Genomic DNA, 15,220 nt, shown 5'->3' with positions numbered 1-15,220 from the left:
CGAAGCTGGAGCCCTTTTTTGGCGTAAGCGCCATTTCTATCAACACTCAGCCCCTTCTTGCTTTCCGTGATCAGTGAACCCGGCGCCATGCGTCATCAATCGCACCGAAAACAATTGGAACAAAATCATGGCCTTCGAACGACACCGGCCGGTCGTCCTTCGGGTAGTCGAGCGCGGCAGGCGCACGAAGCATGTCGAGAATGCGCATGCTGTGCTTGCCGGTCGCTGCCACCTGCGCGAGTACTTCCGCCTCAATCTTGTGCAGGAGCGCCCACGTGAGCACACCCGCGGCGCGGTGACGCTGCACCACCGCTGGCACGACTTCCTGTACCGCCGCATTGGCGGAAAACAGCACATCCATTTTCTGGTCCTCGCATTCCCTGATATCGGCTTGAGACGTGATTACTTGATCAACTGCATTCCTGCGACTTTCGATGCAGTTACATCGAAGGTTGCCGTGTATTCACAGTCGGCCACGTGCCCGGACCGCTCGATCAGGCAATCCGCAAAATCTGCCTTGTCGGACGCCACAAAAACCCGCAGCGCCTTGCGCACCGTATCCGCTCCTTCGACGAGCAGTTCCTTCGTCCCGACCATGGATTCGAGGATGTCCTTCAATTGTCCGCGCTCGACGCCGTAGCAACGCGCGAGCACCCACACCAGTTCGACCAACGCGATCTGCGAGACGTAACCGGGGCGCTCGGCCGACAGGGACTCCATGAACGCCGTCGCCCGCTTCGACTGCACGGCGTCGTCCTGAGCGAAGTAGCGGACCAGTACGTTCGTATCCAGTCCGATCATCGTGCGGACGCTCCCTGCTCGGCGATGGCGCGGTTCATGTCCTCGATCGACACTGGCTTGGCGGGCTTCTTCACAATGCCCTTGAGCGACGCGAGTGCCCGCGTGGCTGGATAAACTTCGTACCGGCCCGATTCCTCGTTGAAGCTGAATTCGATCCGGTCGCCGGATTCCAAGCCAAGCTGGTTGCGCACGTCCACCGGGATCGTGACCTGGCCCTTCGATGTAATGGTTGCAGACGGCATGATTGGTCCCTCCAATATTACTTACTTTATGGTAAGGCGTCGGAGAAGGCAAGAAAAATCCTCCTGTCGGGTGCGGCTGGTCGCCACGCAGTCGAGCTGAACTGGGAGAGGGGCAAGCACGGCTGCCATCGGTGTGACCTGGCCCACGGCGGGCCGTTCGCCGTTGGGAAACGCAACGAGACGCCTCAGGGGCCCCTGACCGGCGTCACGATGGCTGACGCCGAGGGCCACGCCGTTATCGGGCACATGCACTGCTCCAGACACGAAAATCGCTCGGTCGACATCCTGTGGCCTGCGGACCATGACGAGTGGCTTCATGCGAAGAACATGACGCGGTCCACTCGATGCTGCAACTGCTTTAGCGAACAAGATGATGGCCAAACCGATACCGGTGTGAGATGCCGCTCATACCACCCCAGACACGAGATCACCCAGCTTGACTGGGTCGCTGTCGACGAGCCTACGTACTGCCGTGAGCGTCTGGTGACCGGTTAACGCAGCTATATGACGCAGGTCGTAGCCCTTGCGATAAAGCCTGACGGCAAACGTGCGCCGCCCGGCCAATGCGTGCCCCTCGACACCCGCTTGCGAATGCAACCGACGGAATACCTGGCTCAGGGAATCACATGAATAGTTGACGACACCACTCGCCGACCGCCGTGCCGTCAACCCATACGGCTCCCCATCGGCGCGGAGAAAAAGATAGCTCTCCGGGTCGAGTGAGCGATACGCCGCCTTGCGTGTCGTCACTCCCTGGCCGCTCGATGCCCTAAAGGCAAGGTAAGCATCTATGGCCGCTACGACCTTGGCGTTGACCCAGAACACTGGTCGCTCCACGTTGTTGTGCGCGATCTCCGCACGGATAACGCTGTCGCGACGCACCTAGCTGGCTTCCGTCAAATAGTCCGCCACTTTCAGTTGGGCCAGTTTGGTCAGCATCGCGCCGGTCCCGTAAAGGACGTATAACAGGGCGACGTCGCGAAGCGGCGACTCCCCCGTTACGGCCGCGATCTTTAGCATGCGGCGCAAATCATGTTCTTCAACAACAGGTGCTTTGGCCATCCGTGAAAATTCCGCTTCGTGGACTACTCAGATAGTACTTCGCATAACAGATGATCACAATGAATCTCAAAGCCGCGCCAAACCTGCCAACCTCGGAAAATTCATTGCCGCGCCAACCGCCGGATTATTTCCCGAGCGCCTGAACGGCCAACGGCACGACTCAGCAGAAATTGCGGCTCCCCGTTGACAGGTTTCCCAGCAGACCGGACAGATCAACGAGGCGCTGCACCACCAGATGGCGAACCTCATGCGAGTGTCTCCACGCCTTGCTGGTCCGGTCAACGCGATCGAGCGCTGGCTCACGCATCCTCTTCCATCTTTGGGCTGGACGGTTCGAGAACAAATAGGTAACCAGATGTAAAGCTCCGGTGTCTATCAGTGTCGGGAACATCGACACAATCTCCCTCTGACGCTTTCCACATCACGCCGACGCCCCGGCGCGTCCGTTGCACAAGAGCAGGCTTTGCGGATAATCGGCTACGACAAATGCAATCCGGAGTCGTGCAAAATGGACCAGGTAATGCGCATGAAGGACGTCGTCAAGAAAATCGGCCTGTGCCGTGCAACCATTTACGCGATGATCGGCCGGGGAGAATTCCCGCGCCCCATCCGCATCGGTGAGCGCGCGACCGGATGGCGTGAGTCTGAACTGGAAGCGTGGCTTGCCAGGCGGTCAGAGGCGAGAGAGCCAGCACCCCCCTTTCCCCGGAGTCACTGATCCTGCCTTGCGGGAGCTACGCCTCGCTCGCTACGAGCATCGTTCCCCTGCACCGGGGAGCGCCGCACCGGCAGACGTAGCACCGCCTGATCTCGTCGTCGGCCGGCTCGTCGGTCACTAACTGGTAGTCCAGAAAGAGCTCGTCGCCAGGCGCGATCGCGGCCGACGCATGGATGAAGACGCGATCATCAATTTCGATGGCCTCACAATTTGCATCGCACGAGTGATTGAGCCAGCGCGCGCTGTTTCCCCGTTGCCCACCATCGATCACGCGTCCGTCAGACAGCCCGAAGAAGTAAGTGTGACCAGACACGCCCGACTTCCTGTGTTGCCTGACCGCTGTTTGCCACCTGATCAGATCACCCTTGTATTCGAGAATCCGCTCGCCGGGTTCGAGCGCCTGAAGCGCGAATACGCCTCGCCCGTGCACGAGCGAGCGCCGGACCACCACACGTCGCTGCATGACCTGCCTTTCCTTTCTCTCATTGTCGAAGTGAAGTATAGGGTGGCCCTTACTTCCTATGTATATTTCTTGAAGTACTTGGCCATGTTCCAGACCGCGAGCAGCATCATCACCGAGACCGGCCAGAAGAGAAGATAGACCGGCAGGCACAGCGGCGCGACAAGCCACACGATGGCCGTCAGCGGTATCACCCCAAATGCCAGCCCACGCTTTGCATGGTGATAGCGGGTCGCAGATTCGTGGCCGCCCTGCGCCCGCCTGACGTGACGCGCCACCAGTCCATCCGTGAGCGCGACCGCAATGGCCAGCAGAAACTGCGGGACCGTCATCAGCAACATCGAGACGCGAACGCCGAACAGCTTCACTCCGACCATCGCCACGATCAACACCTCGCGTGTCGATCCGGTAAATGCGGGCCGCAGCATGGAGCCGAGCCCCTGGGCAGACAATGTCCCGGCCTGCCACGCCTGCGCTGAGGCATCGACGCCCGTCCAGCCAAACCAGCTCCAGTACGCAAGGTCTGCTGCGCGCCTTGCGAGTTCGCGATCCGATGTCTGTTCCAGGTAATAGCGAAGCAGCGTCTCAATCCCGCCCACGGGATGATCCCGCCATAAAAGGTGGGCTGCTGCGACGTCAGCCAGCACCGACAGGAGCGATGCCAGCAGCAGCCATAGCATTGCATGAATCGCCAGATCGACAATCCAGAAAAACGACTTCACACCGTCAGCGTTCCCATCCCGGCGCGTCGCGCTCATGCCCGCTCCTCTCAGAATCCCGCACCCTTGCCCTCAACCGCCCAGGGCTCGCCGGCTGAAGGCTGGGTGTGACTGACGACTGGCAGGAAACTGCCCACTACGCCTCCGATAACATCCGGCGCCACCCCGCCCGCCTCGTCGAACGGCGAGACTGCCTGTACATAGGACGCGTATTTCGCCCGCATATCTGCCACCACTTCATCCAGCCCGGGCAGCATGATGGGATCGTTCTCCTCCAGTAGCGGTAGCCGAACCTTCACCAGTTGGCCGCCCTCAATCAGCGCAAAGGCCTGCCCCTTTGGCAACTGCGTGAGATCGGCGGGCTGCAGCATAGGCACAGGGCGTACCGAAATCTGGTCGTGCGTCTGCGCCGTGAAATGCACACCCTCCCCGCGTCGCACCGCATCCGTTGCCGACGAGGCGAGCGTGAGCGTCTTCACGTCGACCATCGGCAACTGGTCGGTGAGGATCTTCGCGGTCGTCACGTATTTCACACGCAGCATCACGATCGTGTTGAAGTTGCCGAAGATCTGCTCGGCCTTGGCACGCGAACCGATCTTCGCTTCCACGTCGGCGCTCGTCTGCGTGTAGGCCGTCACCTGGTAGCCTGCCCCACCGGCCTTGTTGACCATCGGCACGAATTCGTCGCCGACCAGTTCGTTGAATTCGTCCGCGTGGATCGATACGCGGCGCCTGCCGCCGGCTGTGCTCTGGCCGTAACCGTGCCCATACTTGTAAATCCGGCCGGCAGTGGACGTCAGATCCGCAAACATCGCGTTGCCGACCACGCCCGCGACCTCGAAGTCGGACAACGCATCGAGCCCGACGTATACGATCCCGCCGCGGTCCATCACCCGGTTCCAGTCGAACACCGGGCGCGGGTCGTCCGGATCGCTGTAATCGGGTGACAGCAGCTCCGATGTGCGCCCTGTGGTGAGCTTTTCCAGGAGGGGGTAGAGGGAGGAGATCAGCTTGTCGAAGTAAGAACGCTCGTTACTGATCACCGACAGCAGACCGTTCGCGATTGGATCGGTCCAGCCCTGCTGACGGATCAGGTTCGCGACCTGCAGCACCTCCTGATTGCGCTGAAGGCGCATCGCCTGCTTCGCTTCCTCCTTCTCGAGCGGCTCCAGCCCGTCTTCCCAGCCTGGGTGATCACGATCGAGCCAGAAGCGGAAATACCGCAGCGCCAGCCCGTCGATATTCACCGCGTTCTGGTAGATCATCTCGTAGGTCGGGCGAATACCGAGCGCGCTCATTGCACGGGCCATCACGTTCACGAAGCGCCAGACGAAATCGCGGAACGCAGCCGACTGGCCTTCCTTCGGCAGGTTGCCCGCGATGCGGGTCGCGACCTCCGTGATCCGCGAGTAGGTGCCGATCGGACTGTAGCGTGCGGAACGGTCCGGGTAGCCCAGATGGAAGAACGTGAATTCGCCGTCGCGACCGCACCGCTTCGCCTCCGCGTACATGCGCAGCAGCAGGTCCACGTCGCCCTTAGGATCGAACACGATGACGATATCGCCACGGCGGATATCCTGGGCGACCAGGACCTCGCACAGGCGGGTCTTGCCCACACGCGTCGTGCCGAGCACCGCCATATGACCGACGCGCTCGCCAAGGTCGAACCAGACATCGCGCTCTTCGGGCTCAACGCCATGCAACCCGGGATCGCCGCCGACCGGTGGCAGTGGCTCGACCGGATTCCACCAGCCCTGCCGTCGTGTGAGACGCGCAAGCCGGCCGTCGGGATAGCGCCGCTCGTGGTCCCGTGCGTGGTCGTAGAGATCGTTGCGGGCAAGCAGTCGCCGGTTCTCGGGAAGACGGGCCTGATACAGGCGCTGTGTGTGGATACCGCTCCACCGGAAACCGCGGCCCAGAAATACCTCCCTGCTGGAGCACGGGATGACCGCGGCCGGGATCACGTACTGCGGCAGGCGCCGCAGGTTACGCTGGAAACGGATCAGTTGCCACGCCTGCCTGGCACGCACCCAGGCCAGGGCGAGCAACCCGAGAGTCGTCACACCGCCGGTCGCTGGGGTGAGCAGAAACAGCGCGGGGTGGGACCAGAGCACACCCGTAGCGGCAAGCGCGGCAAACGACGACAGCAGTTCGACGGGTCTGCGAAAGCGGTTCTCGACTGGATAGCCCATCGCCTGTCCGCTCGCACTCAACGTCTATGGCTGCGACGGATGCGGCACGCCGTCGGCGTCCTGCACCGGCTTCTGCTTCGACTGGATCATCGCGTTCGGAGACGGAACGGGATTGAAGAACCGCTCGGGCTCGGGCACGAGCATCACGGACAGTTGCCGTCCACCCGCACCCTTGATCGTGTAATGAAGCAGGTAGGATCGCGCGGCACCGCCCGAATCCGCCGCCACCGGATAGCCCGACTTCTGGAAATCGCGCTGTAGCTGCTTCCACGGTTCAGGCGCTCTCCCGTCCTCAGCGGGCGTCTGTTCGATCGCCTCGGGGTGCGCATGCGCGAAGTCGCGGAAGACGGCTGGTGTCACGAGCAGCATGCCCTCCGGCACAAAGTGCACCCGCGCCATCGACTCGTTGTACGGTAGTGCGCCGGTTGCAATCCCTTTCTGGACCCAGGCCATGAAACGCTCGGCGTTCGGTCGCGGTTGCCGGCCACCCTCGCGCGCAGCCACGGACCTCGCCGGCGCCTTCGCTTTCTGCTTCGGGCGCATTGGTGAAGTGACCTGGTCGGGCACAGGGTTGTCTGCCGTGTCCGCCTTCCCGCCGCCTACGGCTTCGGCCTGCAACGTCGATGCGCTCTCGACGTCAGGCAGAAAATCTGGCGAGTCGACGCGCGAAGCCGGCAGCGGAACAGTAGCAGTCGAGACCGGGCTGGGCTCATCGACTGCTGCGCCAGTCAGATCAGGCATCATGAGCAACATGGGCAACGCTGCGTCGGATTCGGCCGTAGGCGTTCCGCCGCGATCAGCCGTTGCCTCAGCAGTTCCCAAGTGCTCCGGCTCGTCCGCAGCCAGCGAAGCGGACTGGACATCGATCGTGTTGCCATGCGGCACCGGTGACACATCGTCAACCGGCGGCGGCTTAACGTCCATTCCAGCCTCGGCGGTCTCGACCATCTGCACCGCTCCGGGCGACAGCGCACGCGGACACTGGTCCGGGTTAGCGTACAACCGATCGAGCGGAAAGCGCAGCACCGTAAAGGTCTGCTTCCAGGCGCCGACCGTGACCGCCACTGTCCAGATCGCACCGCCCTCCGGTGTGGGAACGAGCGCGCCGTACTCCTGCCAGGTGTCGAAGAGCCGGTTGTTGTCAGCCGGAATACCGGCCGCACCAGGCTGCTGCCGTTCGTTTCGGGCCAGCCACGCGCGCACGGCCTCGGCAAGCGTCTTCGCGACGCACCACAGGGATTCGCCGTCGCAGTAACAGGTGGCGCCCGCACGGTTCATCGGCAGCTCGCCTTCGGCGAGCAACCGCCGCAACCCGCCCATCAACCGCTCGATCAGCGGAACCGCGCGCGCTGTCGCAAAGCGGGTGCGAGGGCCCGAGAGCAGATTCTGCGCAACCGAACGCCGGTCCGCCTCCCCCACAATCTTCGCGAGTGCCCCGTCCTTTGCATTGGCGTCGCCGGAGAGATACGCTGCCAGTTCATCGATGACTGGCGGATATTGAGCGAGCCAGGCGAGCGATGCCGAGGGAACGAGACGCTGGAGCAGCACGATGGACAGCCGCGCGTGCTCGGCATAGTCGCGCTGTGCAGGCTCCGGGAAATCTACCTGGTACCACTCGCCGCCTTGCGCGATCATGCTGCCCGCCAGCGGCACCCAGGGCCGGGCGTTCGTGCCGCTCACCATTTCAATGTTCAGGTCTGCCAGGGGTTTGCCGATGTCGTGCAGCAGCGCGGCGACCAGCACGGCATAACTGCAGCGCGCGCCGTGCTGCATCTGGTCCTCGGGACTGGCGCCGAGTGGCAGCCGGTAGCCTTCGCGGAAATGCAGCGCAGACCGTGCCACCTCGAGCAGATGGATCAGCAGGCCACCGGGCTGTGCATGATGATGGGATTCCGATGCGGGCAATAGCTGCACGAATTCGGCGAGTTGCTGGATCAGCGGCTCGACGTCCCTCCGTTCACTCTGCGCCGACAGGCCCAGGCTGCTTCCGATACTGCGCACTGTGCCCTGCATGCCGGTTCGCACAAGGAGCTCACCGGACGCGAGCACTGGCAGATGCTGCGCAGACGGCTGCGAGCGCCGCGGTGTCGGAGCGGCGACGGGTGCAGCAGGCAACGCTGGCTGGGAGAGCCTCGTGGAGGCCGCTGAAGCGCGTCCCAGCCAGGTCAGGGCGGTACTGAGTGCCATGTGGGCTCGCAGGAGATAAGTGCAATTGGGCTGCGCGGCGTGCGCAGTGCCTCGCTCGACTGTCCCCACAGTACGCAGTCGCCCTCACTCCCGGTCCAAAATAACTGCACGGCAAGCGGACGTCGCATGCAGTCATGTCGAACGCGCGGAGACCGGAAATCTCGGTCGGCCACGCTGTCCCTTCCTGGCCCTTTCCGACCTTTCCCGGCGTGCGCCGCGGCGTTTTTCTCCCTTGCTGCAAGCGCCTTTTTTACCCTTCACCCTTTGCGCCTTTCAGCGGGTGAAGCGACTCATCCCAAGCTTCACCCGCGGCCTTTGGATAAGGCCCTTCCCTTTTCGTCGCCCTTTGTTCCCCTTGCCTTTGCAGCCTTCCGCCAACGCCTTTGTATCGCGCTGGACAGTCTGTCCTGGCAACGACCTGGCGACCAGGCAGTCCGCAAAAACCTGCCGGCCCGGACGCACACGCGGGCAGGTATCCGGCCACTCCGCGCGCCATCGCTGCCTACAGTGAACCCGTCGGTCCGCTCCCCCTGGGCCGACGCGCGCTGTTGGCCTGCCGGGATGCTCCCCGCGTCCGGCAGGCTCTTTTTCTGGTTTTCGTGATCATCGGCGCGACGTGGGGATTGGCAACAACGGAGATCAACGGTGAGGTGTGTGTGGATCGTTCTGGTGGGTGCAGTGATGTCCGGGCTGACGTTCAGTTGCCGGGCCGACTGCATCGATGACGCCGCGCGCTTTCATCACGTGAACGTGCCGCTCGTCCGCGCGATTGTCACCGTCGAGTCCGGACAGCACGCGAACGTCGTCCATCTGAATGCCGACGGCAGCACCGATATCGGCCTGATGCAGATCAACAGCCGGTGGCTGGCGACGCTCTCGCGCTTTGACATCTCGCGTGCCGATCTTCACGACGGCTGCACCAACGCCTATGTCGGCGCATGGATCCTGTCGCAGAATCTTCACCGACTCGGCGTGAACTGGGACGCCGTGGGCGCCTACAACGCCGGGGCGCACGAGAAGCGCATCGCGTACGCGCGCCGCGTGTATCGGGCACTCAACACGGCGGCCTCACACCTGCCTTCTGCATCGTCCGATCCCACGGTCGTTCAGCAAGGTGCGCCGGCTTCCGGGCTGATCACGAAGCTGTTCCAGCCTCTCACATGGGGACGCATTCGATGAGCCGGCTCACCTACGAATACGCGATCGAGGTACTGAACGACTACCTCTGTCCGCTGCAACCGATGCTCGCGGATCCCGACGTGCAGGAAATCATGGTCAACCGCGCCGACGCGATCTTCGTCGAGCGCAACGGGAGCGTCACATACGTCGCCGGGTGCAAGCTCGATCCCGATGCGCTCGACCGCGCCATCACGATCCTCGCGAACGTCAATGCGAAGCCGCAGACGCCGCTGCTCGACGCGCGCCTGCCTGGCCTGCGCCTCGCTGCCGCCCGTCATCCGGTTGCCGTACACGGCGACATGATGTCGATCAGAAAGCATTCGCGTCGACGTATCGGCCTTGCCGACTATGAGCGCAGCGGCGCGTTCGAGGTGCTTCGAGGTGCGTCACCGCTCACCGCGCGCCGCCGCCATGCCGCGCTGCTGGAGCGTCTGGCTACGGGTGGCGCTGCGCTGCGCGAGTTCTTCGAATGGGTCATGCGCGAGCGCATCAATGTCGCGTTCTCAGGCGGAACCTCTTCCGGCAAGACCACACTGCTCAACGCGATGATCGATGCCGTGCCGGAGGAAGATCGCGTCGTCACGATCGAGGACACGGCTGAGCTGCAGGTGCATACGCCCAATCACGTTGCGTTCGAAACCAATCTCGGCATCACAATCCGCGACCTCGTGCGCTTTTCGCTGCGCGTGCGCCCGGACCGGATCATCGTCGGTGAGGTCCGTGGTGCCGAGGCTTTCGACCTGATGGAAGCGCTGAACACCGGACATCCCGGCTCCATCGTCTCGTTCCACGCCGACTCTTCCGACACCGCGCCCGCCCGACTGGAATCGCTGATCCGGATGAGCGACGAAGGCCGGCTCCTCTCCATCGACGACCTGCGCCAGAAGATCGCCTCCACATTCCGGTTCTTCGTGCACGCCGAGCGCCAGGGTGCAGTGCGTGGCCCGGTCGAAATCCGCGAAGTGCTCGGCGCCGGGAATGGGCGCTACCAGACCCGTTGTCTCTTCTCCCGTTTCGCCTCGCATGAGGAGATGGTCCATGCATGATCAGCATCGTCGCGCCCGCCTGCCACGCAGCGCCAGCCGGGTCATCTCCGCATTCTCCCAGCACGGCGCGGATCTGCGCGATGCATGGCGAACCCTCGTCGTCCGGCACCAGCGGGCGCTGCGCCTGATTTTCGCGGCCCTCTGGCTCGGCACGATTCCCGCCATCGCGCATGCCGGCATCTGGAACGGTGGCCTGTGCACCGTCTACCAGGACGTGCTCGATAACGAACTGCTGGAGGTCGTCTCGCTCTCCGCGCTCGTCGGCTCGATTGTGCTGTGGCTGCTCGACGACGGCCGCAGCAACATCAAGACGCATGTGCTGCGCGGCGTGCTCGGCACGCTGGCGATCCTGAACATGCCGCTGCTCTGGGCGCAGGTGTTCAACCATGGTGCCGCATGCACGGGCAGCATCTGAGGGGGCTGATATGGAAACGCTTCGTTCCTCCGGGCACGACGCATCCGGCGAACCACCCGATCCGCAGGATCCGGCGGACCCGCTTTCGACACGCGTCCGCAAGACGATGCTTGAACCCTTCCTGCTGTTCGGGATCGACCGCAAATGGTGCATTGCCGAATGCGCCATCGTCATCACGTTCGCAGCAGGTCTGCGCAACGGCTGGGTGCTGCTCGCGGTACTGATCACGCACCCTGTGCTCTGGCTCGCCGTGCGGCATGATCCCGACCAGATCCGCTGCTATACGAAATACAGCCGTCAGGGCGACTACTACGAGCCCCGTCAACTGCTGCGCCAGAAGATCAACGCCCGACCGAAAGGCTTCGCCCGGGGGATACCGTGCTGAAGCCCTCTGTCACGCTCTCGCCATTACCCCTCTCTCCGTACGATGCGGAATCGCTTGAGCGGGTCGCGCAGCGTACCGATGGTGACCGCCGCTCGACCGCCGAGATGGTGCCGTGGCTGTTCCGCTTCAGTGACTCGCTGGTCGTCAACAAGGACTCGTCGGTGATGGCGACGTATGAGTTCTCGGGTCCCGATGCCGATGCGCTCTCGACCGGCCACGTGCTCGAACTCATGGACAACCTGATCACGTCGTTGCGCGATATCGCGCGCCGGCCCGTAACGATGTGGTGGACCGTGCACCGCCGCCGCAGTGCCCGGTATCTGAGCGCGCCGATGCCTGACCCCATCTCGCAGCGCGTTGACGATGCACGGCGCGACACGTTCGAGCGCGGTGCGAACTATGCGAACCGCCACTTCGTCACCTTTGCGCTGGCCCCCGAGGTCGGACTCGACCGGTTTGCGGGCAAGGTGACGCACGGCATGACGCATGACAGGCTGTCGATCGCGCAGGCGCTGATGCAGGCCGTGCGCGGCACCTTTTCCGACCAGTACCTTTTCGCGTATACAGCTTCGGAACTGGCTGCCGTCGTCGAGACCTTCGAGAATATCCTGTTCGGATTCGTCGCCGGCAATCCGCGACTGGCCTGCCGGCGACTCCGCGGTGACGCACTGGGTGCATTCATGCACGCATGCTGCTCGCCGCCCAGCGATCACGTGCACACCGTACCGGTACCGGATATTCCGGCACTGGATCTCGCGATGTGCGACACCGAGGTCCGTCCCGGTCACGATTACCTGCACTTCTACTCGCACGGCCGCCAGCGCTTCGCGATCGCGGCCAGCATCCCTGCCCGGCGTGACTTCTGGCCGGACAGCGTACGACCCAAGAGCCTCGACGGCCTGCTGAAGGTGCCCGGGGAACTGACGGTCAGTCACTGCTTCCGGCTCACCACGCCGACTGCCGCGATGCGCTTCATCGACGGCGTCCGCCGCTATCACGAAGGACGACGGCTCGACACGCGCTCGCTGCTGGCCGCTACGCTGCGCGGCGGAGACACCTCGGGTGCCCGCCAGAACCAGTCCCGCTCGACTGCTGCGGACGACGCCAACCGACGTATCGGCAAGGTCGAGATGGCCGAGGAAATGTACGGGTATTACAACCTGTCAGTCCTCTCCTTCTCGCCCGTTTTCGAGACCACGCCATTCGATGATGACATCACCGTCGAAACCGCGTGGACGCAGGCAGTCACGACGCACCGGGCTGTCGAGGAAGCGCTGCGCTCGGCGCACTTCACGCCGGTACGCGAAACTCTCCACGCCTTCTCCGCCTTCGCGACGAGCATCCCGGGCATGTGGCGCGAATGCGCGCGATGGTCGTTCATCGACACCGCTGCACTGGCGCGCCTGTTGCCGCTACGCGGCGTGTCGGACGGCCACCGGATCAACGCGCACCTCACGAAAGAGACCGGTACCCTCTGTCCCGCGCTGGCCGCCTTTCCCACCGAGTTCGGCACGCCCTACTGGTTCACCGCGTTTCTCGCCGACGTCGGGCACATGCTGATTTGCGGGCGCACCGGATTTGGCAAGACGATCTTCATGCTGCTGTGCGCGACGCTGTTCCGCAAGTATCCGGGTGCGTGGCTGTACGGGTTCGACAAGGACCTGTCGATGCGTATCCCGACGATCCTCCAGGGCGGACGATACCTGCAGTTCGATCATGCCGCAGCCGGCGCTTCCGATGACGAACGTGCACAGATGAACCCGCTCGTGCTGCTCGCGGACCTCCGTCACCGGGAATTCCTCGTCGAGTGGATCGTGATGCTCGTCCAGCAGCGCGGCACCTACCGGGTAACGGCGGGAGACCGCCGCGAGCTCGAAACCGCGCTCGCCGCGACGCGCAGCCGCAGCGACCAGCGGCTGTGGCGACTGCGTACGGTCCACGCGTCTCTGCCCGCCGGTCCACTCGCCGACGAACTGGCACTGTGGGTTGGTCCAGCCGTCCACGCGCACTATTTCGACAATGTGCACGACAGCTTCGACCATGACTCGAACGCTGGCCGCTGGGTGTCGATGGCGACGGACCGGATTCTCGCCAGTCCGGCCATTGCCCGCCCGTTCCTGTCGTACGTGACCTATCGCATCCAGGATTCGCTCGAGCAGCGGCGCGCCACGGGTGTCATCGGTCCCACGCTCGTGATGCTTCCGGAGATCTGGAACCTGCTGGACGACGATACGTTCGCCGCGCAGATCGGCAACTGGATCGTCACGATGCGTAAGAAGCTCGGCTGCGTGTGGATGGATGCGCAATCGCCCGAGCAGGTCTCGACCTCGAAGATCTGGCCGCAGATCCGCGACAACGTGCTCGTGCGCGTGTTCGTGCCGGTCGAAAATTTCACCCCGTCCGCGAAAACTGCGTATCAGCGCGATTTCGGTCTGTCCGACACCCAGATCCGCACGATCCAGCAACTTGTCGCCAAACGCGACTACTTCGTGATCGAACAGGGCGGCGCGTCACGTCGCATCTCGGTGCCACTGGACCCGACGTCGATCGCCATCCTGCGATCCGAGATGAGCGCCCAGCTCATGTTCGACCGGCACCTGCATTCCGGGCGTCCTGACTGGAAAGATCGCTACATAGAGGATGCGATGAATCAGTCCAGCGGGAGTGCGATTTCAGCATCGGAACAGGAAGCCCATCATGCTTAAGCCAACAATTCCCGGCGCGGCGCTCGTCGCTTTCCTTTCGATGATGCTGCACGCTGGAGCGGCTCACGCCGGTGGCGGCATTGACGGGGGTGCCACCGAAATCACACAGTTGCTCAACCATGCCGAGCTGGCTTCTTCGGTCGCCCAGCAGGCGCAGATGGTCGAGCAGAACGTCCAGGCGCAGATCACCCGCATTCAGCAGTACGTGACGATGGTCCAGAACCTGAAGCAGGTTCCCACCTCACTGATCGACCAGACCATCGCTCCCTACCGCACGCAGCTTGCGAGCTTCCAGTCGTTGTCCACCGCTGTCACGCAACTGCAGCAGGCTGCCACTGCCACGAATGGGCTCTTCGGTCGCAGCCTCTCCGAGATGAACACGACGGGCATGTCGCCCTCGCAGTGGCTGTCGGCCTACACGTCCCTCGCCTCGACTCGTGGCGGCCTATACCAGCAACAACTGACACAGGACATGCAGAACGTGGACACGCTCGCGCAGCGTGCGCAGAACCTGCAGCAGATTCAGTCGCAGATTCCTGGTGTCACGGGCAATGTGCAGGGCCTGCAGATGCTCAACCAGCAGTCGAACGTGCTCGCTGGTGAGATGGTCGACCTGCATGCACTCGTGCAGCGCCAGGTTGCGCAGCAGATGCAGGACAGGATCGCAGAGTCGCGGGCCCAGGGCAATGCGGCACAGCTTGCGGCCGCCCGTGCGGCAGCGCTGGGCCAGACCAACCAGCAGGAGCAGCAGACGATGCAGGGCGCGCCCGATTTCGATCTGCTGCAGGACCAGTAGGAGAACCGGGAATGCTGCTGCGCTGGCTGATCCGCCATCTCTGTGCGACGCCCGCCGAGTTGCGCGTGGTGCTGCACGCCCTGCAGCAATACCGTTTGCACAACCGCGTGCCGTTCGAGGAGCGCGACCCGCACTGGTCGTTCGACCGGCGTATCACCCGCAGCGTACGTCTGTCGCTTCTCGTCGGACTGCTGGTCGTGCATGTCGAGAGCCCACAGGTATTTGCGGCGGCCTGGATCGCGCTGCCGCTCGCCCTGCTGCTCGCGTTGCTGCGGCTCGGCGGCGCCCTGCGATAGCGAACCGCTCACCACGA

17 protein-coding genes are annotated in these 15,220 nt (G+C 63.4%); 8 read left to right on the top strand and 9 right to left on the bottom strand.

Features of this window, described 5'->3' with window-relative positions:
- Positions 1-70: 70 nt before the first annotated feature.
- From BFE01S_RS07430 to BFE01S_RS45720, 5 genes are all read right to left on the bottom strand, one after another.
- Complete coding sequence (locus BFE01S_RS07430; RefSeq protein ID WP_028224937.1) at positions 71-361, bottom strand: DUF2471 family protein; 291 nt, start codon at positions 359-361, stop codon at positions 71-73.
- A gap of 41 nt (positions 362-402) precedes the next feature.
- Positions 403-801: a PIN domain-containing protein gene (locus BFE01S_RS07425; protein WP_028224936.1), complete on the bottom strand. Its 399-nt coding sequence runs from the start codon at positions 799-801 to the stop codon at positions 403-405.
- Positions 798-1,043: an AbrB/MazE/SpoVT family DNA-binding domain-containing protein gene (locus BFE01S_RS07420; RefSeq protein WP_028224935.1), complete on the bottom strand. Its 246-nt coding sequence runs from the start codon at positions 1,041-1,043 to the stop codon at positions 798-800. Before BFE01S_RS07420 ends, BFE01S_RS07425 begins: the two co-directional genes overlap by 4 nt.
- A 405-nt stretch (positions 1,044-1,448) precedes the next feature.
- Positions 1,449-1,868, bottom strand: a complete 420-nt coding sequence (locus tag BFE01S_RS45725; protein WP_245621053.1) for a tyrosine-type recombinase/integrase — start codon at positions 1,866-1,868, stop codon at positions 1,449-1,451.
- A 57-nt stretch (positions 1,869-1,925) separates the two neighbouring features.
- Entirely contained in the window at positions 1,926-2,105 is a 180-nt protein-coding gene (locus BFE01S_RS45720) for a hypothetical protein (RefSeq protein ID WP_245621052.1), read from the bottom strand.
- A gap of 508 nt (positions 2,106-2,613) precedes the next feature.
- Between BFE01S_RS45720 and BFE01S_RS07405 the strand changes: the two genes are divergently transcribed.
- On the top strand, positions 2,614-2,823 hold the full coding sequence (locus BFE01S_RS07405) for a helix-turn-helix transcriptional regulator (RefSeq protein WP_028224933.1): 210 nt from the start codon (positions 2,614-2,616) through the stop codon (positions 2,821-2,823).
- Between the two features lie 16 nt (positions 2,824-2,839).
- Here the strand turns inward: BFE01S_RS07405 and BFE01S_RS07400 are convergent, their stop codons facing one another.
- From BFE01S_RS07400 to mobH, 4 genes are read right to left on the bottom strand one after another with little or no spacing between them, the layout of a single operon-like run.
- Positions 2,840-3,286: an SET domain-containing protein gene (locus BFE01S_RS07400; protein WP_028224932.1), complete on the bottom strand. Its 447-nt coding sequence runs from the start codon at positions 3,284-3,286 to the stop codon at positions 2,840-2,842.
- A gap of 56 nt (positions 3,287-3,342) precedes the next feature.
- The gene (locus tag BFE01S_RS07395) at positions 3,343-4,041 is read right to left on the bottom strand and encodes a DUF4400 domain-containing protein (protein ID WP_028224931.1); all 699 of its coding nucleotides are present in this window, start codon (positions 4,039-4,041) and stop codon (positions 3,343-3,345) included.
- An 11-nt stretch (positions 4,042-4,052) separates the two neighbouring features.
- The gene (traD, locus tag BFE01S_RS07390) at positions 4,053-6,194 is read right to left on the bottom strand and encodes a type IV conjugative transfer system coupling protein TraD (protein WP_028224930.1); all 2,142 of its coding nucleotides are present in this window, start codon (positions 6,192-6,194) and stop codon (positions 4,053-4,055) included.
- A 24-nt stretch (positions 6,195-6,218) separates the two neighbouring features.
- Positions 6,219-8,381, bottom strand: a complete 2,163-nt coding sequence (gene mobH / locus BFE01S_RS07385) for a MobH family relaxase (protein ID WP_028224929.1) — start codon at positions 8,379-8,381, stop codon at positions 6,219-6,221.
- Between the two features lie 654 nt (positions 8,382-9,035).
- Here mobH and BFE01S_RS07380 point away from each other — a divergent pair.
- The 7 genes from BFE01S_RS07380 (at position 9,036) to BFE01S_RS07350 (ending at position 15,203) form a co-directional block, all read left to right on the top strand.
- Entirely contained in the window at positions 9,036-9,560 is a 525-nt protein-coding gene (locus tag BFE01S_RS07380; protein WP_235355806.1) for a lytic transglycosylase domain-containing protein, read from the top strand.
- A complete protein-coding gene (locus BFE01S_RS07375) occupies positions 9,557-10,606 on the top strand; it encodes a CpaF family protein (protein ID WP_028224927.1) in 1,050 nt (349 codons plus the stop codon). Before BFE01S_RS07380 ends, BFE01S_RS07375 begins: the two co-directional genes overlap by 4 nt.
- Positions 10,599-11,021, top strand: coding sequence for a hypothetical protein (locus BFE01S_RS07370; protein ID WP_028224926.1), 423 nt, complete (start codon positions 10,599-10,601; stop codon positions 11,019-11,021). Before BFE01S_RS07375 ends, BFE01S_RS07370 begins: the two co-directional genes overlap by 8 nt.
- Before the next feature lie 10 nt (positions 11,022-11,031).
- Positions 11,032-11,406 carry a VirB3 family type IV secretion system protein gene (locus BFE01S_RS07365; protein ID WP_080763854.1) on the top strand — a complete coding sequence of 125 codons (375 nt, stop codon included), beginning with the start codon at positions 11,032-11,034 and terminating at the stop codon, positions 11,404-11,406.
- A gap of 104 nt (positions 11,407-11,510) precedes the next feature.
- Complete coding sequence (locus tag BFE01S_RS07360) at positions 11,511-14,111, top strand: VirB4 family type IV secretion system protein (RefSeq protein WP_245621066.1); 2,601 nt, start codon at positions 11,511-11,513, stop codon at positions 14,109-14,111.
- The gene (locus tag BFE01S_RS07355; protein WP_235355805.1) at positions 14,104-14,907 is read left to right on the top strand and encodes a conjugal transfer protein TrbJ; all 804 of its coding nucleotides are present in this window, start codon (positions 14,104-14,106) and stop codon (positions 14,905-14,907) included. Before BFE01S_RS07360 ends, BFE01S_RS07355 begins: the two co-directional genes overlap by 8 nt.
- Positions 14,908-14,918: 11 nt before the next feature.
- On the top strand, positions 14,919-15,203 hold the full coding sequence (locus BFE01S_RS07350) for a hypothetical protein (RefSeq protein WP_028224922.1): 285 nt from the start codon (positions 14,919-14,921) through the stop codon (positions 15,201-15,203).
- Positions 15,204-15,220: the final 17 nt, after the last annotated feature.

This window comes from Paraburkholderia ferrariae NBRC 106233, from assembly GCF_000685035.1.
Taxonomy (GTDB): Bacteria; Pseudomonadota; Gammaproteobacteria; order Burkholderiales; family Burkholderiaceae; genus Paraburkholderia; species Paraburkholderia ferrariae.
The sequence above is the reverse complement of the archived record's forward strand: the minus strand, read 5'-3'. Positions and strand labels throughout refer to the sequence as shown.

Coding starts and splice junctions, on each gene's coding strand:
- BFE01S_RS07395 (WP_028224931.1), bottom strand. CDS start 4,041: ATGAGCGCGACGCGCCGGGATGGGAACGCTGACGGTGTGAAGTCGTTT.
- BFE01S_RS07430 (WP_028224937.1), bottom strand. CDS start 361: ATGGATGTGCTGTTTTCCGCCAATGCGGCGGTACAGGAAGTCGTGCCA.
- BFE01S_RS07400 (WP_028224932.1), bottom strand. CDS start 3,286: ATGCAGCGACGTGTGGTGGTCCGGCGCTCGCTCGTGCACGGGCGAGGC.
- BFE01S_RS07350 (WP_028224922.1), top strand. CDS start 14,919: ATGCTGCTGCGCTGGCTGATCCGCCATCTCTGTGCGACGCCCGCCGAG.
- BFE01S_RS07365 (WP_080763854.1), top strand. CDS start 11,032: ATGGAAACGCTTCGTTCCTCCGGGCACGACGCATCCGGCGAACCACCC.
- BFE01S_RS07355 (WP_235355805.1), top strand. CDS start 14,104: ATGCTTAAGCCAACAATTCCCGGCGCGGCGCTCGTCGCTTTCCTTTCG.
- BFE01S_RS07370 (WP_028224926.1), top strand. CDS start 10,599: ATGCATGATCAGCATCGTCGCGCCCGCCTGCCACGCAGCGCCAGCCGG.
- BFE01S_RS07425 (WP_028224936.1), bottom strand. CDS start 801: ATGATCGGACTGGATACGAACGTACTGGTCCGCTACTTCGCTCAGGAC.
- mobH (WP_028224929.1), bottom strand. CDS start 8,381: ATGGCACTCAGTACCGCCCTGACCTGGCTGGGACGCGCTTCAGCGGCC.
- BFE01S_RS07420 (WP_028224935.1), bottom strand. CDS start 1,043: ATGCCGTCTGCAACCATTACATCGAAGGGCCAGGTCACGATCCCGGTG.
- BFE01S_RS45720 (WP_245621052.1), bottom strand. CDS start 2,105: ATGGCCAAAGCACCTGTTGTTGAAGAACATGATTTGCGCCGCATGCTA.
- BFE01S_RS07360 (WP_245621066.1), top strand. CDS start 11,511: ATGGTGCCGTGGCTGTTCCGCTTCAGTGACTCGCTGGTCGTCAACAAG.
- traD (WP_028224930.1), bottom strand. CDS start 6,194: ATGGGCTATCCAGTCGAGAACCGCTTTCGCAGACCCGTCGAACTGCTG.
- BFE01S_RS07405 (WP_028224933.1), top strand. CDS start 2,614: ATGGACCAGGTAATGCGCATGAAGGACGTCGTCAAGAAAATCGGCCTG.
- BFE01S_RS07375 (WP_028224927.1), top strand. CDS start 9,557: ATGAGCCGGCTCACCTACGAATACGCGATCGAGGTACTGAACGACTAC.